This window comes from Roseburia sp. AF42-8, from assembly GCF_003435965.1.
GTDB lineage: Bacteria > Bacillota > Clostridia > Lachnospirales > Lachnospiraceae > Roseburia_C > Roseburia_C amylophila.
In genome coordinates, this window is record NZ_QTVB01000012.1 from 1 (window position 1) to 21,157 (window position 21,157).

The window sequence follows — 21,157 nt, forward strand, 5'->3', positions numbered from 1 at the left end:
ACAATTATTTTAGAAACAATTCCATTTTCTATTACACCATATATAGGGGAACTATCAAATATAGTCCCCCTATATGTACTGTTTTTATATTATTTTTCGCTATATCTGACTATTTTTATTATCGTTTCAGATTAATCAACTCCTCAAGAAGCGTATCGGATGTAGTAATTACTCTTGAGTTTGCCTGGAAACCTCTCTGCGTGGTAATCATCTCGGTAAATTCAGAAGCCAGGTCTACGTTGGACATTTCCAGTTCTCCGGAATTCATGGTACTTCCGTTTGAAGTAATTTCGACACCAATTCCATCAAATTCACCGGAGTTTAAAGTAGTACGGTAGCAGTTATCTCCTACTTTTTCAAGTCCGGCTGCATTTGCAAAGCGGGCAGATGCAATCTGGCCCAAAAGAACAGTATTACCATTATCGTAAGAACCGTAAATTTTACCATGGGTATCTACAGATACACCGGTTAATGCTCCAAGCTTCTTACCTGTTCCGGTTGTTCCATCAATTGCTCCCGCATCCATTCCAACAGTAGATGTTCCACCGTTATTAGAATTCTTACACTGTGTAAAATCAATGGAAATATTTTCAAACTGGTCGCCTAACTGTTTCATGTTCAATGTGACTGAGCCGTTAGTGCTGTCACCCACGGAAACAAATTTACCTTTTCCAGTACCAGTATCAAACTTCAGTTCGTAATTTACTGCTGTTGCTTCAATAGTAGGTGGATTACCATCAGTAATGCTGTTGATGGTTGCACCAGGCTGTAACCCGGTATAAATATCAGAAAGTGATACGTCCGTTACTGCTTCGTATCCTTTTACTACACCACCGGCTGAAGTAATTGCACGATATACTTTGCTGTCATACTGTCCGGTAGCGGCATTCTGTGTTGTATTGATATAGTACATTTCACCACTGCTGTTACGGAACTGATGATATGTATTTCCGCCAAAGGAATTAGATGCTCCGGTATCTGTCCACTCTGTACTGATTGCATTGTAAGCAGTCTGTGCATTAGTAATTCCACCGCTGGCATTTGCTCCAAATACATCAGAAAGATTTCCACCGTTTGCCAAAAACTCCTCTAAGATATTCTTATTGGAAGAATCATAAATAGCACTTAACTCAACAGTATAAGTTCCGGCATCGGTATCTACACCTTTGACTGCAAATTTTGCTGTATAGGAATATCCCAATGCATCAAAGAAATTCAAATTCATGGCATATCCACTTTCACTGGTTATTTCTGTACTGTTTTTATCTACAATACCACCACAAACTGCATTCGTTGTTGCTTCTGCCGGAGAAGTAAGATTGCTTTCCTGCATGATACGAAGTGCAGATACCTGGTCTTTTTTAATCTGTCCGGTGGTCGGGTCTACCTGCCATCCCATAACATTGTATCCGGTAGATGTCATGGCAAGATTTCCTGAGCCATCGATATAGAAAGAACCTGCTCTGGTAAAAAGATTTTCAGTACCGTTGCTTACAACAAAGAAACTTGTTGTATTACCCTTATCTGTAATTCTTAAGTCAAATGCTTTTCCGGTTGTCTGGGCTGCCCCACCGGAAGTAATGTCGATGGAAGTAGAACCTGTTGTTACACCAAGACCTATCTGCTTGGCATTAATTCCACCGGTTCCGGTTGTTGCATTTGCTCCGGATGCACCAGAAATTGTCTGATACATAATCTCGCTGAATGTTACACTGGACTCTTTAAATGCCACGGTATTTACATTGGCAATATTGTTACCGATAACATCCATCTTTGTCTGATGTGTCTTAAGTCCTGACACAGCAGAATACATTGCTCTCATCATAATGAAATGACCTCCTAAATTTGATATCTGACGCAGAACCCATCTGTCAGTCAGGGTTCTCACAGCCTCCATAAGGTCCGGCTATGCTATTACTGCACCATCAATATTTGTAAAAACATTATTTTCTGATTCATTCTGGTCCATTGCTGTTACAACTGTCCTGCTCGGTACATTTACAATGAATGCCAGCGAATCAACTACTACTAAGGATTCTTTGATTCCTTTCTTCTCAGCCATCTCCACACCCGCTTCCAAGCGTTCACTCTGCTGGTCTGAAAGACTGATATTCCGGGTAGACAACCGCATGCTTGCATGCTTCGAAAATTTCACTTCGGAAACATCTGCTGCTTTTTGCTTTTCTTTTAATACCTCCGCAAAAGAAGCTCCCTGCTCCGGCTGCGTTTTATTACTCTTCGAAGGATTGAGATACTGGTCTGCTACCTGTTCAATGGAAGTGAATTGATTTGCTATCTTATTCATGCTTTCATCTCCCTAATAACCTTCCGTGGTTTACTCTGTTTTCCCTGTTTCTTCTGTATCTTTTTTGTCTTCTGTACACCGTTACCTTCTGTCTTATCACCGTTTTCTCCTGCGGCAGCCTGTAACTGTTTCATTTTCTCTTCCAGTTTTACAAGTTTATCGATATCACTCTGTTTAATGAATGACTTCTGATAACTGGTCATGCTGTCATATGCTTTCCGAGGTTGGTCAGTGTACCTGCATTATCCAGTGTAAGTTCATCTGCTGAAGGTAATGATGCAATTGCAAGTGAAAATGATTTTGCAAGGCTGATTGCATCCATGTAACTGTCGTCCATAACAGAATATAAATCGTCAATGGAGTAAAGGTTGTTATTTACCATAAGATAAGTCTTATTGTTCTCATGGATTACACTGTCTACTGTTCCGGTAACATCGGATGTCTCGCCTGTTGCAGAAGATGTAACACGAAGTACTACCTGTTTTCCCACCAGTGAATTTGCTTCCATCTCCTGTAAGGATGCCTGCATATTCTGGGTTTCCTCTAACTGTGAGAATGTTGCCAACTGTGAAATATACTCTGTATTATCTGTTGGTTCCAATGGATCCTGATATTTCATCTGTGCTACTAACAGTTGTAAAAACGCATCTTTATCCAGACTACCTCCGGATTTTTTGGAAGTAGAGGATGAGGAATTTGATTCTGCACTGGTATCCACAACCTCTCCATTTTTTATAAGCTGTGTTATCATTTTGTGCTCCTTTCTACGCTGTTACATCCATGGTATTTCCATGGTCTTTCATAATCTGGGCTGCCAATGTTTCTTCTTCATTCATAAGCCCGGATAACTCGTCCAATTCTCCACGGAACAATCTTCTTCCGGCTGTTCTTCCAGATTCTTCTCTCTGACTGCCCTGCTGTTCTTCTCCAGATGCATTCTGCTCCAAGTTCCGTTCAAATTCATGACTTGCTATTGTAACTTCGACTGCATCTACTTTGATTCCCTGCTGGTTTAAACTGGTTCGAAGGTCTGCAATCTGTGCTTCCAAAGCGGTCTTTACTGTTTCACTGCTTACTGCCAGTTCTGCAGTTATATTTCCTTCTTTGGTTGCTGCAATGTGTAAATATACTTTTCCGAGATTTTCCGGATTCAGCTGCATCTCAATGGATGAATTTTCTGGGGAGAGATTCACTTTTGCGAATTCTGTAATCTGGTTCATAATATCCTGCACATCAATGGTTGTACGGGATGCCACCTTATTTACCTCTTCCGGTGCTACAGTCTGCTGTTCTGCTCTTACCTGAAATTCCATATTCTGCGCATGTTCATTTACACTGCTCTCTTTCGTTTTCTGTGACTGGGCTGCTGGCTCGCCCATTTCACCGGACGCATTCTCTGATACATTGTTTTCAGTCTGTGCATCCTCTGACGCATTCACCTGAATTACCGGCGCTGCATCTTCTGTCTCTTCTTCCGGCTGTACATTCTGTGTTTCTTCTGTAGTATGGGTCATCTGAACTGTAGCTGCCATTACTGTTGTATCCTGTGAAGTAATTGTCGCATCAGTCTGTGGAGCAATTTCCTGCACGCCGCCATCTGCCATATCCACTGTTTCGTTAAAATCCGCTGTCAGTTCTGCCAACTGATTCTGTAATGCTACCCACTCATCCTTAGAAATTCCAAGTGTCTCACTTAAGCTCTGAACCAACGCATCTGTATTCTGCATAATATTTGTGAATTCTTCACTCATAAGCAGTGAACAGGCATCCTCAGTTCCTGTCAGTTGTGTCACAAGCTGTGAAAGGCTTGCCGGGTTCAGTAAATCCATCCACTGCAATCCCAGTATAGACATAGCATCTTCTACCTGCTCATCCGAAACGCCAAGTTCATCTTTCAGAATTTCTTTTACACCAGTTTCAAATGCATCCTTTGTGTCTTCCAGTTGATTCTGCAGCTCTTCCACTTTCTGTGTAGGAGAATTCTCCTTTACATTCAGTTTCTTTGCGCTGTCTGCTACAGCTGCCGGCTGTGTGGTTGTTGCTGCAGGTTCTTTTCCTACCGGATTTCCACTGGTAAGCTGCTGGTTTCCATAACCGGATGTTTTCTGTTCCATCACAGAAGCAAAGCTTGCCTGTGCAGTTGCACATAACCCTTTTTCCACAGTGCCCGTCACTTTGGAAAGTCCTGTGTCTAAAGTTCCAGGGGTTGATACCATTCCCGAAATCTTTGCACTCGTCATGTATTCTTCCTCCTTTCTTCTTTATTCAATTTTATTTATTCTGAAGGATTCATGATTTCTGTCACCTTTGCGGCTGTATCAGAATTCATTTTCCCTAGAATATCAGCTCTTGACTGCGCATCCATATTTTCCAATATCTGTGCCACCAGATTCAGATTATCTGTCATGGTGTCAAATATGGCTGCTGCTTCCTTCGGTTTCATCTGGGAATAGCCCTTAACATAATCAGATATCTTACTGTCTGTCTGCTGCTGTTCCACTACCTGTTTATACAAAAGTTCCGCATTATCCGGATCAATGCTCTCATAATATTCCTTATATTGTTCTATATCGGGTGCCTGGTCCGAAAAAACAACCTCATTATAAAATTTTTCTTTTTCTTCTTCAAAAGCAGCCTCATTTGCTTCATATTCTTTCAGCTTCTGGGACTGTGCTTCCAAATCCGCGATATAAGCACTGTTTTCACTGCTCCCCTGCTGTGCCTGTGCCAGTTCCTGCTCCAGTTCTTTTATGTAAGCTACCGCTTCATCCATGTTCTTATATGGATAATCCTCTTCCGTAGAAAGATCGTCCTCAGAGTCCGGTAAAATCCGGTTGACATACGGAATATCTTTTAATAGTGGACGCATTACCGTAGAGCCAAATCCTCCAACATCCCATTTAATCAGCAGTGTCAGTATTGCCAGCCATACAATAATGATGACCAATGTTACCAGAGCAACTGCCAGTTTTGAAGAACTGCCTTCCTCTTCTTCTGTATTTTCCAAATCAGTTTCCATGTTCTTTGCAGCCTTTTTTTCTGCCTTCTTTCTTGCCTTCTCCGCTTTCTTTGCTGCTTTCTTATCCATTTCTTCTGCCATCGTTACACCACCTGTCTATTTTTTCGGTCTGCCATAGCTATAGCTTACCAGTTCGTCTACTACCTTGTTATCTTCCTGCGCCAGTTGTTGTTTGAAATCTTCAAAATCCTTTTCCCGTAGTTTTTCCTGCGTCTTTCGCTCTTTCATAACTTCTTCCAGTTTCTGCCTGGCGGCTTCCACATTTTTCTCTGCTACCTGCACCTGCATCATCTGTCTTCGAATCAACACCTTCATGCTTTCAATTGCCTGTCTGCATTTTTTTATTTCCAGCAAATCTATTTTGCCTTCAACCAACTCTTTTGCCCGGTTATCATATGCATTCTTCCGCTCAAAGAGTTTTAAAAGCTTTGCCTCTTCTTCCCGGAGTGCTGCATTTGCCTGGCTGTATGCAATCTTTGCCTGACTTTCCAGTTTTAATTTAATATCTAAAATATTCTGCATTCGGTAAATAAATTTTGCCATATCTCATTCCTACTTGAATACATCTTCCAACAATGTCAATTCTTCTTCAAATGTAAATTTTTCATCAGTCCTCTGACACAGAAACTCATTGACCGCTTTTATCTTAGAAACCGCATAATCAATTTCTTCATTGGAGCCGCTCTTATAAGCGCCAATATTAATCAAATCTTCTGCTTCCTGATAGGTTGCCAGTACATTTTTCAGCTTTCCTGCCACCGCCTTATGCTCCGCCGAAACAATGGAACTCATTACACGGGAAATACTCTGCAAAATATCGATTGCCGGATAATGATTCTTATGTCCTAATTTTCTGGATAACACAATATGTCCATCCAGAATACTTCTTGCTGTATCGGTAATCGGCTCATTAAAATCGTCACCGTCTACCAGCACCGTATAAAGTCCGGTAATAGAACCTCTTTCTGCTGTTCCTGCCCGCTCTAATAATTTCGGCATTTCCGAATACACGCTTGGCGGATATCCACGGGTAACCGGTGGTTCCCCGGTAGCAAGTCCGATTTCTCTTTGTGCCATGGAGAATCGGGTCAGTGAATCCATCATCAGCAGTACATCTTTTCCCTGATCCCTGAAATATTCCGCTACAGCTGTTGCAGTTTTGGCTGCTTTATTACGAATCAATGCCGGTTTATCTGAAGTTGCCACAATTACCACCGAACGGCGCATACCTTCTTCGCCAAGGTCCCGTTCAATAAATTCTCTCACCTCTCTGCCCCGCTCTCCAATCAGGGCAATTACATTGATATCCGCTTTGGTATTTCTTGCAAACATACCAAGCAGGGTACTCTTACCAACTCCGGAACCCGCAAAAATTCCAATACGCTGTCCCTTTCCAATGGTAATTAATCCATCCACTGCTTTAACTCCCAGTGGTAATACCTCACTGATGATTTCACGCTTCATCGGATCTGGTGGCGGGGCTTCAATCGGATATTCCTTATCGGTATGAATCTCATCCACATCTGTCGGTCGTCCAATTCCATCCAGAATATGGCCTAAAACCTCATCTCCCACCAAAACAGACAAAGGATGTCCCGTATTTGCTACGATACATCCAACACCCAGACCTTCAATACTGTCAAAAGGCATCAATAACAGCCGGTTATCCTTAAAACCGACTACCTCTGCCATGACATATTCTTTTTGCTCTCTATCCCGATATATTTTACACAAGTCATTCAGTTTTGCTTCCGGTCCGATAGATTCAATGGTAAGACCTACTACCTTAGACACTCTTCCAAGGCAGGTATAATATGTCTTATCCGAAAGTAACTGATATTTTTCCAAATCACATGTCACTCTTTTTTCCTCACATACACAATGACTGTATATCACGAATCAGATTATCCAGCTGTACATCCATTCCACACTCAAACACTCCTGTATCTGTCTCTATGATACATTCTCCTTCAGTCATGGAATGAATGGTAACTAAATCCAAAGTTGCATTCTGTCCCACGCATTCTAACAGCTCCTGTTTATGTTCTTCCAGATATGCTGCCTGTTTCGGACCTGCTTTGATTGTAAATTCTTTCGGTCCGTCAATGGATTCCATTGCCCGTTTTACAAGATAAAGTACAATCTCATCCTTATCATGGAACTGCACATGGAAAACATGGGAAACCACATCTGTAATTGTATGTACAAGCTTCGGTTCCAGTTCCCGCATCTGTTCCAGATAAGAATCCTGCAGCTGCTGTTCCCTTTTTCCAATGCTCTCTAACTTTGCATCATAAACCGCAGCACCTTCCTGCATTCCCTGTTCCAAACCTTCTGCCTGTCCCTGTTCCTGTGCCTGCTTACGAATTTCGTCTGCTTCCTCCCGGGCTGCTTTTCGGATTTCGTCTGCTTCGGCATTTGCCTGTGCTAAAATTTCTTCTGCTTTTTCCTTTGCCTCTGCTTCATAATCAATTGTTTCCACCTGTGGTGCAGCAATTCCTTCTACAAATCCACCTGACTCTGCCTGTGGCTGTTCCGGTTCTCTTGTCTTTGCAAGAGCCCGGGACTGTTCTTCTAAAATACGATACGCCAGCGTATTGGAATTAATCACGCGGCTCTCAGATTCATTCGTGATAAAACGCTGTTTATATAAATTAGACAATAATCTCATCACCTCCGCCACGGGAAATTACAATTTCTGCGGAGTCTTCCAGTTTACGAATAATACCAACAATCTTCTGCTGTGCTTCTTCTACATCCTTCATTCTTACCGGGCCCATGAATTCCATATCTTCACGAATCATGGCAGCAAGACGTTTGGACAGATTCTTAAAGATAACATTCTGAACCTCTTCGTTGGCACCCTTCAGTGCAACAGCAAGGTCATTGTTGTCCACATCACGCAGCACACGCTGGATTGCACGGTCGTCCAGCAACAGGATGTCTTCGAACACAAACATCTTCTTGCGGATTTCGTCTGCAAGTTCCGGCTCTTCGATTTCTAAGGATTCCATAATATGTTTCTCTGTTCCACGGTCTACCGTATTCAAAATACCAACGATAGCATCTACACCACCCACAATTGTGTAATCCTGATTGATCAGGGAAGAAAGTTTTCTCTCTAACACACGCTCTACCTCTTTGATTACATCTGGTGAAGTCCTGTCCATCTTGGCAATACGTTTTGCAACATCTGCCTGTTTCTCCGGTGTCAGGGCTCCTAAAATCATTGCAGACTGTGCCGGTGACAGATATGACAAAATCATGGCTATGGTCTGTGGATGCTCGTCCTGAATAAAGTTCAACACCTGACTTGGATCTGTCTTTCGTACAAATTCGAACGGACGAACCTGAAGGGATGCTGTCAGTTTTGTAATAACCTCCTGTGCCTTGTCGCTGCCTAATGCCTTATCCAGGAGTTCTTTGGCATAGCCAATACCACCTTCTGCAATATACTGCTGTGCAAGGCATACCTGATAGAATTCGTTTAATACGCTTTCTTTGGTCTGTGGTGACACGCTTCTGGTATTTGCAATCTCCAGTGTCAGTTCTTCTATTTCATCTTCTTTTAAATGTTTGAAAATACTGGCCGACTTCTCCGGTCCTAATGCTATCAGCAATATTGCCGCTTTCTGAATGCCATTATATTCTTCTGTTCCCATTTATTCCCACTCCTCATTCAGCCAGTTACGAAGCAACGACGCAACAGCCTCCGGATTTTCATCTACGAATTTTTCAATCAGGACACGAATCTCTGACTTCTCATTGTAACCAATATCTTCCAAATCTTCCTGTTCTGCCTGCTTGGTTGTCTCAAGTAACGATTCTACAGAAAGCTCCGGTTCAATCTCAGTTTCTTTTTCTTTTCTGGTACTGCGGAATACCACATATCCTAACAGTGCAAAAATCAGAACCGCGAGAATAATCTGCAGGTAATCCTGAAAGCCCCTGCCGCTGCCCTTAGAATATTCAAACATCGGAATATCATAGCTGACAATCGAAATATTAGATGCCGGGATACCGGTTGCATTGGATACCATAGTATAAAGATCCTGATCTACCGTTCCCTTTACCCGGTTGTTATTCTGTGTTACAAATTCATCAAAGGTCATATTATCCAGAGTACCATCTGCTTTTAAGGTATCCTCATTATAAGTCACATAACGGGCTACCGTTACAGATATGGATGACTGGTCATATTCTATATCTCCTACAGAGCCAATGGTCTGGGTGTTCTTTTCATCCAGTGCACGGTCAATGGAATCATCTGTAACAGAGCTTTCTGATGTGCTTCCATCCGGAAGTACATAAGTTGTTCCATCTCCATTAGAGTCTGTTCCCGGTGTTCCCGACGTACCACCGGTTGAGTCTGACTGATAACGGTCCTCATGGGTAATCAGTCCTTCATCCCTGTCTCCCTGCGCAGAATAATTTGTCTCATTAGTCGTAACCTGATCAAAATTCAGCTTTAAATTTAATCCTACATCAATCGTATCATAAAGGTCTGTCCCCTTAATTACATCTGTAACAGCCTTCTTCACCTGTGTTTCTTTCTTTGTCTGATAACTGAGCTGTGTGCTGGCAGTTCCGATTGCTGTACTCTCTTCTCCACCCGCAAATAAAAGGTTGGAATTAGAGTCAATAATCGTAATATTATCCGTGGAAGAATTGCCAATCTCAGTTGCTATATATCTTGCTAAAGATGCCGCCTGGTCTTCGGACATCTCTCCGTTCAGTTCCAGCTTAACGCTGGCATAGGCTCCTGATTTCTTGTAACTAAGGTTCCATCATCTTCCGGAATATTTAAGTTAACATCTGCCGACTTAATCAAATCCATATTTTCCAGTTCTTTTGCAAATTTATCTTCCAAAAAAACCTGATACCGTTTACTCTTATCAGCTTCCGTTGTGCTGATACTGCCGCTTAATGCATCATCAATGGTAAATCCGTTGGTCGGAATACTGTTTGAACCAAGCAAAATATTTGCATCTGCCTGATTCTTTGCATTTACCGAAAAAGTCATTCCGTCAGAAGAAACCTCATAATCTATGCTGTTTCCATCCAAAAGGTCTTTTACAGACGATGCCTGCGTTGCATCCTCACAGGTTATCAGCTGAACCATCGTAGGTTTCGTCATCACGACAGCCAGTATCACCAATGCAAGAATTACTACAGCCGTAATACTGATAAGAAGCGTCTTCTGCTTTGTTGTAAACTTCAGCCACCACTCTTTTATTTTTTCTAATATTGCTTTCAATCTGTCTGGCATAATCTACTCATCCTACCTATACTAAATCTGCATGTTCATAATTTCTTTATAAGCATCTATTACTTTATCCCTTACTGCAACTGTATACGATAATGCAATGTTTGCCTTTTCCTGCGCCACAAGCAATTCATGGGTATTGGTTGATTCTCCCAATGCAAATTTAATTTCCTCTTCCTCTGCATTGTTCTGATAATTATTTGTTTCCTTCACCATGTTCATTGCCGTTGCAAGAATATTATCAAAGCTTTCCGCACTGTTTGACTGCTGTGTTGCAGCTGCATTCTGTGTATTAAAAACATCTGACGAAACTCCTGTTAATACATTAACATTCATCGTTTATCTCACCTTTCCAAATATCTTTTATAATTTACCAATCTGTAATCCTGCCTGTGCAATCTGTTTGCTTGCATCAAAAGCTGTTACGTTCGCCTCATATGCTCTGCTGGCATCAATAAGATTCGTCATTTCTGTTACTATATTCACATTCGGATATGACACATAACCATTTTCATCCGCATCTGGATTGGATGGGTCATATTCCATAGTAAAATCAGTAGAATAATCTTCTGTCACTGAAGAAACCTTTACTCCGTTTCCCACATAGCCTTCCCGGGAATCAGAAAGCACTTTGCTGAACGGAGTTACACCTTTTTCCGAAAAAGTTACAATTTTTCTGCGGTATGGTGTTCCATTCTCTGTACTGGTTGTATTTACGTTTGCTACGTTCTCAGAAATGGTATCCATACGAAAACGCTGCGCCGTCATACCGGACGCACTGATATCAAACGACTGAAATAATGCCATTCTTTATTCCTCCCACACAATTTTATTTAATAACGGTTTTATACCGTGATATTTCCTGACTGATACTGTTGGTCAATCCCAGATAACGGATTGTTTCTGAGGCAAGCTCTACATTCTCCTGCTCCGGGTCAACATTGTTGCCGTCCAGACGGTAAGAATAAGAGGCATTGTCGATATATGTCTTTGCATTCAGATGGTCCATATGGATATTTGCCACCTTGTCATCCAGTGAAACATATTTGCTTTTGCCCAGTTCGGATTCCAATGTACTTTCAAAATCCAAATCCCGGCGTTTATATCCAGGTGTATCAGCATTTGCAATATTATTTGATATTAACTGTTCTCTTTCCCAGCTCGCACTTGCGGCCTTATTCAGCACATTCATATAGTCAAACGCATTTGAACTTATCATACTGCACCTCCATAGTTATCCATATTGTTATCGCATCATATTTTATTATAAATAATCTTGTAAAAAACACAAGTATTTTTTTCTTATTTTTACATTATCTAGTGTTTTTTTCCAATTGGCCACACAATATAAAAGGGATTTACAGCTTTTTCCCACTATAAATCCCTTTATCCGATGCACCATCCGTGTGCTCTTCTTTATATTCTGTTTGTTTATATTTCTATGGTTAATCTGCCTTTCGTATTCTGGCAAGTTCATCAAACACCACATCATTTACAACTTTGATATAAGTTCCCTTCATTCCGGAAGAACGGGATTCGATGACTCCTGCACTTTCGAACTTACGCAATGCATTTACAATAACGGAACGTGTAATTCCTACACGATCTGCAATCTTGCTGGCTACAAGAATACCTTCTGTTCCGTTTAACTCATCAAAAATATGAGTAATTGCCTCTAACTCTGAAAAAGAAAGTGTGCTGATTGCTGAACGCACAATCTGTACTTTTCTGGTCTCTTCCGCATTTTCCTCATTCACAGAACGCATCATTTCCAGTCCGACAACTGTTGTTCCATATTCACTGAGAATAATATCATCAATGTCATACTGGTTATCATAACGATATACAAACAATGTTCCTAACCGCTCACCAGCAATATCAATCGGTGTAATAATTGCAGAATATTTCTTAATATCTGATTCAAATCCTAATGTTTCCAGATTGACGTTTTCCTTTGTGGAAAGAATTCCAAGCAGTCTTTCATTCAGCATAGAATCAATAAACCCGCCTACTTCATCAACAATCAGTTCATGAATCTCATCAATTCCACGGCACTGGCTGCTTCCGAGTACCTTTCCTTTTTTACTGATAACAAGGATATTGGAATCCAATATCTCTGTCAAAACCTCACAGATATCATTGAACACAACCTTTGACGAATTATTATTGTGCAAAAGCTTATTTATTTTTCTTGTTTTATCCAACAGCTGAACGCTCATACTTATATCCTCCACGCTATATTCAGAATAACTAGACTGTTTAATATTTTATCATGTTTATTCTGATAATTCAAGAATTTGAATTGTACTTTTAATTCTTTTCATCCTTTTTTGGTTTTTCCTCTGAAAAGCCACACTGCTCATTGGCACAGGCAAGCTTATTGCCCTTTTCTACCATATAACTTCCGCACTTCGGACATTTCTCAGATGACGGCTTTGCCCATGACATGAAATCACATTCCGGATTATTCTCACATCCGTAATATCTTCTGCCTTTCTTGGTTTTACGTAGTACAATATCTTTGCCGCATTTCGGGCAGGCAACACCAATCTTCTCAAAATACGGTTTGGTATTACGGCACTCCGGGAATCCAGGACACGCCAAGAATTTACCATGCGGACCGTATTTGATTACCATATTTCTGCCGCACTCTTCACAAATTACATCGGTCACTTCATCCGCTATCTGCACTTTTTCCAGATCTTTTTCTGCCTGCTTTACTGCCGCATCCAAATCCGGATAGAAATTGCTTACTACAGTCTTCCAGTTTACGGTTCCTTCTTCCACGCTATCCAGCAGCGACTCCATATTAGCGGTAAAATGTTCGTCCACGATACTGGAAAATGCTTCTGTCATAATGGAATTTACTGCTTCACCAAGCTCGGTAACATAAAGGTTTTTATTTTCCTTAATCACATATCTTCTGGCAAGAATGGTGGTTATGGTCGGAGAATAGGTACTTGGTCTTCCAATTCCACGTTCCTCCAATGCCTTTACCAAAGATGCCTCGGTATAATGAGCAGGCGGCTGTGTAAAATGCTGTTTTTCATCCCATGCATCAAAACTTAATTCTGTATCCTTATCAATGGACTTAAGCATTACATTCTGTGTGCCCTTTTCTTCATCTTCATTGGTGTATACAGACATAAATCCTTCAAATACAAGCTTGGATGCTGCTACGGTAAAACAGTATTTTCCAGCACCGATTTTTACGGATGTTGTCTCATATTTTGCATCACTCATACGGCTTGCGGTAAAACGGTTCCATATTAACTGGTACAGGCGGAACTGGTCTCTGGATAAAGATTCCTTTACCATTACCGGTGTTCTTGTAATATCAGACGGACGGATTGCTTCATGGGCATCCTGAATCTTGTTACTACTCTTCTTTTCCTGTACATGGGAAGAAACATAATTCTCGCCATACTGCGCTGCGATAAAGCTGCGTGCCATAGCATCTGCTTCTTCTGAAATACGGACAGAATCTGTTCTCAGGTAAGTAATCAGACCAACCGTTCCGATTCCCTTTACATCCACACCTTCGTATAACTGCTGTGCCAAACGCATGGTTTTCTGTGTGGAGAAATTCAACACCTTGGATGCTTCCTGCTGTAAGGTACTGGTGATAAACGGCTGTGGAGCCTTTTTATTACGTTCCCCTTTTTTCACATCTGTTACGGCAAATTTTTCTTTTTCAAGCTCTGCCATAATAGCATCTGCCTGTTCTCTTGAGGTGATATTCATTTTTTCTTTTTCTGTTCCGTAAAACTTCGCAGTTAGTGGTTTCTTCTCACCTTTTACTTTCAGGCTGGCATCTAAGGTCCAGTATTCTTCCGGTATAAATGCATTGATTTCACTTTCACGGTCGCAGATCAAACGCAATGCCACAGACTGTACACGTCCTGCACTTAAGCCTCTTTTTACCTTTGCCCATAATAACGGGCTAATCCGGTAACCCACCATACGGTCTAACATACGGCGTGCCTGCTGGGCATTCACTAAATCCATATCGATGTCTCTCGGTTTTTTTAAAGAAGTTTTTACTGCATTCTTGGTAATCTCATTGAAACTGATCCGGTAAACCTTTTTATCAGAATTTGCCAGATTCAGAGCCTGATATAAATGCCAGGAAATTGCTTCTCCCTCACGGTCAGGGTCTGTTGCAAGATAAATGACATCTGCTTTTTTCACTTCTTTTCTTAATTTTGCAAGTACATCACCTTTTCCCCGGATGGTAATATACTTTGGTTCAAATCCATGCTCTGCATCAAATCCTAAGGTACTCTTCGGTAAATCACGCACATGTCCATTGGATGCATCCACTTCATAATTCTTCCCCAGAAACTTTTTAATTGTTTTAACTTTTGCCGGTGACTCAACAATAACAAGATATTTAGCCATAACCCTGCTCCTTTATTTTGTTCTCTCTATGCGGTTATTCATGTATTTTTATATAATAATTCTTATATACTTCTTTGATAAAACCTGCATTTTCCAGCGTCAGCAGTATCTCACACATCCGGTCTACCGGAAGCTTTGTTTCTTCCAAAATCTGCTGGGCACTTTTCGGTTGCAAATCGAGAACACTATACACCACCCCTTCATCTTTTTCAAGTACCTTTTTTGAAAAAGCATTGGAAACTACTATATTGGCAAGGTCAATTTCAAGATCCTTAAACCATTCCTCCGGAGACACTATGATGCCAGCCCCCTGCCGTATCAGGCGGTTACAGCCTCCACTTAACACATCTCCAACACGCCCCGGAAGTGCATAAATATCTTTTCCCTGCTCTAAGGCAAAGTCTGCCGTAATCAATGAACCGCTCCGCTCCTTTGCTTCTATTACAACTACCACATCTGAAAGCCCGCTGATTAACCGGTTCCGTTGCGGGAACAACTTTCCCAAAGGTTTTGTCTGTGGCATATATTCAGATAGAATTCCGCCTTTTTGTGTCATAGTCTGATAAAGACTCTGATTCTGTCTGGGATAACAGTAATCTGCCCCGCATCCCATAACAGCATAAGTTTCTCCCTCTGCCGCCATGGCACCACTGTGGGCTGCTCCATCAATTCCTGCAGCCAGTCCACTGATTATAATGCAGCCTGCTTTTACTGCCAGTTCCGCCAGATGTTTTGCATAGTAACGACCGTATTCACTGCATCTTCTTGCTCCCACAATAGCAATACTTTTCTTATCTTCCGGTGGCAGACTGCCCTTATAAAAAATTCCATAAGGTGGCTTATTGATATATAAAAGACGTTTCGGATAGTTTTCATCCTCTCTTGTTACAAGATACAGTCCGCTTCTTTTTAAATTCTCCCATGCTTCTTCTAAGTTCCATGCTTTTTTATAGGTAAGAACAGACTTCACATCTGCTTCGGTAATGCCCGGAATCTGCATTAATTCCTTTTCTGACATGTCATATAAGACTCCTGCACTTCCGGCAAAACGAAACAGTTTTTCCACTTTTCCGGTTCCAATGTTTTCTGCCATCTGTGCCATACACGCCAGCCAGTATTTATATTTCATTCCATTTATCCCTCCCAGAATTTCTTATCTACATTCCGATAACAGACCGCCTCACTTAAATGTCTGGTTAGGATTTCATCTGAACCGTCCATATCTGCAATGGTTCTCGCCACCCGCAAAATCCTATGATAAGATCTGGCTGTCAATTCCAGCTTCTGATAAATGCTTTCCATATACTGTTTTTGTTTTGTCGATAATCTGCAATATTTTGTCAGTAATGCCGCCGGAATTCTACTGTTATAGCGAATGTTAGTTCCGGCAAACCTTTGCTGCTGCCGCTCCATAGCTGCAACCACCCTTTTTCTAATTTCTGCCGAAGTCTCCTGATGCGGATTTTCTTTAATTAAATCCTGATATTCCACACGCTTTGTCTCTACACAGATATCAATTCTGTCCAATAAAGGCTGACTGATTTTCTTTAAATACTGTTCCACCATTCCTTTCGTGCAATGACAGCGGTTCAAATCCGGATAATATCCACACCGGCAGGGATTCATGGCAGCCACCAGCATAAAATCCGACGGAAATTCATAATTTCCGGCAAGCCTTGCAAGCTTTACACAGTGTTCTTCCATAGGCTGTCTTAAAATTTCCAAGGTTTCCCGCCGGAACTCCGCCAGCTCATCTAAAAAGAGCACACCATGGTGGGCGAGGCTGATTTCTCCCGGTCCCGGAACCATTCCACCACCTGCCAGTCCCTGTGGTGTTATGGTATGATGTGGATTACGGAAAGGACGTTCTGCTATCCATGCTTCACTTTCCGTCAGAAGTCCCCTTACACTGTATATTTTTGTTACCTCCAGGGCCTCCTCTTCTGTCATCTCCGGTAAAATACCCGGAATTCTCCTTGCAATCATTGTCTTTCCTGCGCCTGGTGGTCCAATCATCAGGAGATTATGTCTGCCGCTTACCGCAATCTCACAGGCTCTTTTCACAAACTGTTGTCCATTAATTTCTGAAAAATCCGGTACTTCTTTTCTCTTAACCTTTTTCTCAAGCCCGATTTCTTCTTTCTCAGGCTCCCAGAATTTTATTTCATCATTAAAGCCTTTTATCACTTCTTCCAATGTGTTTACACCAAACAGACGGATTCCTTTTACCAATGCAGCTTCTTTGGCATTTTCCACCGGCACCATACAGGCGTCCATCCGCTCCTGTGCAGCCTTTGTCACAATGGGCAATACTCCATGAATCGGTTTTATTCTTCCATCCAGTCCTACTTCTCCTACAATCAGAAGCTGTTCCAGCCTGTCTTTCGGAATAATCCCCATTGCAGCAAGCACTGCCACTGCTACCGGCAAATCAAAGGACGAACCGGATTTTCTTACATATGCCGGCGAGAGATTAATCGTAATCCGTTTTGGTGGGAGACGGTATCCACAATTTTTAAGGGCTGTCCGCACCCGCTCTCTTGCCTCCCGCACTTCTGCCGATAAAAATCCTACCATTTCAAACACTGGCATACCATCCGTCACATCTGCTTCCACGCGGATAGGAATGCTCTCAATGCCACGCACGATTGCCGTTGATACAATACTGTACATTAAATTTCACCTTTCTGTTTTGCAATTATTCTGTTTTTTGTAATTATTTCATTTTCTCTGTTCATTTTGTTTGTCCGGGATTTTTCTGCAGAAGAACTCTGCAATTTACATGAGCAGCCCCAAGATGGGTTATTCATCATTTATTTCGATAAAAAAGATGGACTCATCATATCATGAAATCCATCCTTTTCAAATACCAATTTAACACATTATAAAAATTTAATAATTGTAACCTTTTTCAAAATAAGCTTTCAGCTTCTCCAATGCCCTTTTTTCAATTCGTGAAACATAGGATCTCGAGATATTTAAATTTTTTGCAATCTCCTTTTGTGTCACCGGACAGTCCGTTTTCAAACCATAGCGCAGGTTTATGATAATCTGTTCCCGTCTGTTTAGTACCCGCGGCAGTATTTCATATAAGGTCTTCACATTTCTGTCATACTCCATCTGCTCCACCACATCCGGTTCGTTATGCTCTACAATATCCAGTAAATGTATCTGGTTTCCCTCTTTATCTGTTCCGATTGGCTCATAAAGAGACACTTCCCTGGCAATTTTACGCTTACTGCGCAGATACATCAGAAGTTCATTTTCAATGCATCTCGCTGCATAAGTTGCCAGCTTATTTCCTTTTTCTACCCGGAAGGTATCGATTGCTTTAATCAATCCAATGGTTCCAATCGATATCAGATCTTCCATATCCTCTTCCACATTCTGATATTTTTTTACCACATGTGCTACCAGACGCATATTATGTTCTATCAGAATATGTTTTGCTTCAAGGCTGCCTTCCCCAAGCTGTTTTAAATATTGCTTCTCTTCCTGTATAGTCAATGGAGATAAAAATGTTTTCAATACAGCACCCTTAAAAAGCGATTTATTATATTCTATGCGTCTGCCAGGTTCTTCGTGCCTTTCCTCTTTTTTTATCTCTATCCTTTTCTTCTGTGTCTTTTTCCTTTATAATTATCCTTATGAAGCGAATATTAGACTATACCATAACAAATGAATACAAAAACTATACGATAAGAGAATTTCTTACGGAAAAAGGATACCCGAAAGGGCTCCGGGCACATCTTTTCCGCACCAAAGATGTTCTTTTCCGAAACGGTGATACCGGGCACAGCAGTGACCGGCTGAAGGTTTCTGATAAATTAAAGATTATTTTAGAAGAATCTATGCCGGAAAGCTATCCCGCACCGGAAAACATTCCCCTTTCCATCCTCTATGAAGACGAAGATATTCTCGTTATCAATAAACCGGCACATATGCCTGTCCACCCATCCATGACACATTACGAACATACCCTCTCCAATGCTGTCTTTTATTATCTGGGCAGCAAAAACGAAGCCGGTCCTTTCCGCTGCATCAACCGGCTGGATAAGGATACTACCGGTATCACAATCCTTGCAAAAAACAGTCTCAGTGGCGGTATCTTAGGCAGACAGATGAATGAACGGAAAATCCACCGCACCTATCTTGCCATTGTCCGTGGTATTACCCCGGAATCCGGTACCATTACTGCGCCAATCGGCAGAAAGGAAGGTTCTATATTAGAGCGTCAGGTAGATTTTGGGCAAGGTGAATACGCCTGCACCCATTACCGCAGACTAGCTGTGAAAGAAATTTTTCCAAAAAATACTTTTTCAGGGGAGCCTCTTTCACCGGATGCACTCTCCCTTATTGCTTTGCGGCTTGACACCGGCAGAACCCACCAGATCCGTGTCCATATGAGCTACCTCGGCTACCCTTTAATCGGAGATTTTCTTTATTATCCGGATTTTTCCATGTTAAAAAGGCAGGCTCTTCATGCCTGCCAGTTAAAATTCGAACATCCAATCACAAAGGAACAGCTCTGCTTTACGGCTCCACTTCCTGCCGATATGCAAATGCTGTTCCCTGAATTTCATGTTCCAAATCTGGACAATCTATTTTCGGATTAACGGATTCTTTCGGTAAGTCCGACTTTCTTCTGCACCTTACGCAAGGTCTTATTAGAATAATAAGCTGCTTTTTCGTCATTCTTTTTAATCATACTGTCAAGATAGGTCTTGTCTGCCATCAGTTCCCCATAACGTTTCTGCAATGGCTCTAACTCTGCAGCAACTGCTTCTCCTACTGCCAGTTTGAAATCACCGTAGCCTTTTCCGTCAAATTCTTTTTCGGTTTCTTCTCTTGTCTTACCGGTTACACAACCATAAATATCAATCAGATTACTAATGCCCGGTTTATCTTCACGATATACAATTTCACTGCCGGAGTCGGTTACTGCACGTTTAAATTTGCGGATAACGGTATCTTTATCATCTAAAAGGCGGATGGTTGCATTCGGATTCTCATCGGACTTTGACATCTTTTTCTCCGGCTCCTGCAGACTCATAATCTTTGCACCTGCTTTTCCGATATATGCCTCCGGAATTGTAAATACATCTCCGTAAATAGCATTAAAACGCTGTGCAATATCTCTGGTAATCTCAAGATGCTGTTTCTGGTCTACGCCAACCGGAACCACATCTGCCTGATACAATAAAATATCAGCCGCCATTAATACAGGATAGGTATAAAGACCTGCATTGATATTATCTGCATGTTTTGCAGCCTTATCCTTAAACTGTGTCATTCGGTTCAATTCCCCCATATAGGTAAAGCAGCCTAATATCCAGCTTAATTCTGCATGTCCGGATACATGGGACTGATAATAAATACAGTTTTTCTCCGGGTCTAATCCTGCCGCTACATATAATGCATAAAGAGAACGTGCATTTTTACGGAACTCTGCCGGCACCTGTCTTAAGGTAAGGGAATGTAAATCCATAACACCATAGATACATTCATATTCATCCGTAAGATTTACCCAGTTTTTCAATGCTCCCAAATAATTTCCCAGGGTAAGGGTTCCTGTTGCCTGCATTCCACTATATAAAATCTTCTTTCCGTCTAACATTTATTTATCCTTCTTTCTTTTATTTTTCAATACTTCATATCGAATATATGCATAAGTCTCTTCTTCGCCGCATTCTGCCAGCATATGAAGAAGGCACTCTAAAAGTTCTCTTGATTCCTCATGAATAATATGATACTGCTTTCCATGTTCGTAATAAGCCAGAGGACTTTCGTCGGTATATTTTTCTCTCTGGTAATTCCTGCTTGCTGCCACCCGGTCAATAAACATCTCAACCACATATTTTGTCGGCATCTTCATTCCAGTGATTCCGGCACATTTATCCGGTCCGTAATCAATCCAGTATTCCATATGATGCTTGTTTCTGCCCTTATGGTGCAGCCAGGCTGCGGAATACCCCTTATCCTCACGTTCGGCATTGTTGGGACTCATATTTCCCTGAAAATACTTACAGCCCACTAAAAATTCCGTTGGTGAATATTTCGACAAATCATGCAATAAGCCCTGGCGGTAAAGTCCAACTTTAAAACAGCCTTTCATGACTAACATCTTGTGATGATTAATTGTGCAAAAATGTTTCCATGCTTTCAT

Annotated in this window: 22 protein-coding genes and 1 pseudogene; 1 reads left to right on the plus strand and 22 read right to left on the minus strand. The window is 41.4% G+C overall.

Features of this window, described 5'->3' with window-relative positions:
- Positions 1–118 precede the first annotated feature (118 nt).
- The 20 genes and pseudogenes from DW059_RS06805 to sigK all read right to left on the minus strand — a co-directional run bounded on the left by DW059_RS06805 (position 119) and on the right by sigK (position 18,519).
- A complete protein-coding gene (locus DW059_RS06805; RefSeq protein WP_117698268.1) occupies positions 119–1,825 on the minus strand; it encodes a flagellar hook protein FlgE in 1,707 nt (568 codons plus the stop codon).
- An 81-nt stretch (positions 1,826–1,906) separates the two neighbouring features.
- Positions 1,907–2,305, minus strand: a complete 399-nt coding sequence (locus DW059_RS06810) for a TIGR02530 family flagellar biosynthesis protein (protein ID WP_022243307.1) — start codon at positions 2,303–2,305, stop codon at positions 1,907–1,909.
- On the minus strand, positions 2,302–2,508 hold the full coding sequence (locus DW059_RS06815; RefSeq protein ID WP_117698269.1) for a hypothetical protein: 207 nt from the start codon (positions 2,506–2,508) through the stop codon (positions 2,302–2,304). The genes DW059_RS06810 and DW059_RS06815 overlap by 4 nt, the downstream gene beginning before the upstream one ends.
- Positions 2,505–3,056 carry a flagellar hook capping FlgD N-terminal domain-containing protein gene (locus DW059_RS06820; protein ID WP_117698270.1) on the minus strand — a complete coding sequence of 184 codons (552 nt, stop codon included), beginning with the start codon at positions 3,054–3,056 and terminating at the stop codon, positions 2,505–2,507. The genes DW059_RS06815 and DW059_RS06820 overlap by 4 nt, the downstream gene beginning before the upstream one ends.
- A 13-nt stretch (positions 3,057–3,069) precedes the next feature.
- A complete protein-coding gene (locus DW059_RS06825) occupies positions 3,070–4,545 on the minus strand; it encodes a flagellar hook-length control protein FliK (RefSeq protein ID WP_117698271.1) in 1,476 nt (491 codons plus the stop codon).
- A 35-nt stretch (positions 4,546–4,580) separates the two neighbouring features.
- Positions 4,581–5,405 carry a MotE family protein gene (locus tag DW059_RS06830; RefSeq protein WP_117698272.1) on the minus strand — a complete coding sequence of 275 codons (825 nt, stop codon included), beginning with the start codon at positions 5,403–5,405 and terminating at the stop codon, positions 4,581–4,583.
- A gap of 15 nt (positions 5,406–5,420) precedes the next feature.
- Positions 5,421–5,867, minus strand: a complete 447-nt coding sequence (fliJ, locus tag DW059_RS06835) for a flagellar export protein FliJ (RefSeq protein ID WP_117698273.1) — start codon at positions 5,865–5,867, stop codon at positions 5,421–5,423.
- A gap of 9 nt (positions 5,868–5,876) precedes the next feature.
- Complete coding sequence (gene fliI / locus DW059_RS06840; protein WP_117698274.1) at positions 5,877–7,184, minus strand: flagellar protein export ATPase FliI; 1,308 nt, start codon at positions 7,182–7,184, stop codon at positions 5,877–5,879.
- A 10-nt stretch (positions 7,185–7,194) separates the two neighbouring features.
- Entirely contained in the window at positions 7,195–7,986 is a 792-nt protein-coding gene (locus DW059_RS06845) for a FliH/SctL family protein (RefSeq protein ID WP_158552072.1), read from the minus strand.
- Positions 7,979–8,986: a flagellar motor switch protein FliG gene (fliG, locus tag DW059_RS06850; RefSeq protein ID WP_022243314.1), complete on the minus strand. Its 1,008-nt coding sequence runs from the start codon at positions 8,984–8,986 to the stop codon at positions 7,979–7,981. The genes DW059_RS06845 and fliG overlap by 8 nt, the downstream gene beginning before the upstream one ends.
- Positions 8,987–9,865 (minus strand): flagellar M-ring protein FliF C-terminal domain-containing protein, encoded by an 879-nt coding sequence (locus tag DW059_RS06855; protein ID WP_442969768.1) that lies wholly within the window; start codon positions 9,863–9,865, stop codon positions 8,987–8,989. It lies immediately after the preceding gene.
- A gap of 135 nt (positions 9,866–10,000) precedes the next feature.
- Positions 10,001–10,593: pseudogene (locus tag DW059_RS16455) on the minus strand (flagellar biosynthesis protein); the annotation flags it as partial.
- A 21-nt stretch (positions 10,594–10,614) separates the two neighbouring features.
- On the minus strand, positions 10,615–10,926 hold the full coding sequence (gene fliE, locus DW059_RS06860; RefSeq protein ID WP_022243316.1) for a flagellar hook-basal body complex protein FliE: 312 nt from the start codon (positions 10,924–10,926) through the stop codon (positions 10,615–10,617).
- A 27-nt stretch (positions 10,927–10,953) separates the two neighbouring features.
- A complete protein-coding gene (gene flgC / locus DW059_RS06865) occupies positions 10,954–11,397 on the minus strand; it encodes a flagellar basal body rod protein FlgC (protein ID WP_117698275.1) in 444 nt (147 codons plus the stop codon).
- A gap of 22 nt (positions 11,398–11,419) precedes the next feature.
- Positions 11,420–11,809, minus strand: a complete 390-nt coding sequence (flgB, locus tag DW059_RS06870; protein WP_117698276.1) for a flagellar basal body rod protein FlgB — start codon at positions 11,807–11,809, stop codon at positions 11,420–11,422.
- A 226-nt stretch (positions 11,810–12,035) separates the two neighbouring features.
- A complete protein-coding gene (gene codY / locus DW059_RS06875; protein WP_022243319.1) occupies positions 12,036–12,809 on the minus strand; it encodes a GTP-sensing pleiotropic transcriptional regulator CodY in 774 nt (257 codons plus the stop codon).
- 91 nt (positions 12,810–12,900) lie between these two features.
- Positions 12,901–14,991, minus strand: coding sequence for a type I DNA topoisomerase (topA, locus tag DW059_RS06880; protein WP_117698277.1), 2,091 nt, complete (start codon positions 14,989–14,991; stop codon positions 12,901–12,903).
- Between the two features lie 34 nt (positions 14,992–15,025).
- Positions 15,026–16,120: a DNA-processing protein DprA gene (gene dprA / locus DW059_RS06885; protein WP_117698278.1), complete on the minus strand. Its 1,095-nt coding sequence runs from the start codon at positions 16,118–16,120 to the stop codon at positions 15,026–15,028.
- Between the two features lie 5 nt (positions 16,121–16,125).
- Complete coding sequence (locus DW059_RS06890) at positions 16,126–17,664, minus strand: YifB family Mg chelatase-like AAA ATPase (protein WP_117698279.1); 1,539 nt, start codon at positions 17,662–17,664, stop codon at positions 16,126–16,128.
- A 219-nt stretch (positions 17,665–17,883) separates the two neighbouring features.
- Entirely contained in the window at positions 17,884–18,519 is a 636-nt protein-coding gene (gene sigK / locus DW059_RS06895) for an RNA polymerase sporulation sigma factor SigK (protein WP_117698280.1), read from the minus strand.
- A gap of 119 nt (positions 18,520–18,638) precedes the next feature.
- Here sigK and DW059_RS06900 point away from each other — a divergent pair, with 119 nt between their 5' ends.
- Positions 18,639–19,607, plus strand: a complete 969-nt coding sequence (locus DW059_RS06900) for an RluA family pseudouridine synthase (protein WP_117698281.1) — start codon at positions 18,639–18,641, stop codon at positions 19,605–19,607.
- Here DW059_RS06900 and trpS read toward each other — a convergent pair.
- A complete protein-coding gene (gene trpS, locus DW059_RS06905) occupies positions 19,604–20,608 on the minus strand; it encodes a tryptophan--tRNA ligase (protein WP_117698282.1) in 1,005 nt (334 codons plus the stop codon). The genes DW059_RS06900 and trpS overlap by 4 nt on opposite strands.
- Positions 20,609–21,157, minus strand: coding sequence for a DUF5662 family protein (locus tag DW059_RS06910; protein WP_117698283.1), 549 nt, complete (start codon positions 21,155–21,157; stop codon positions 20,609–20,611).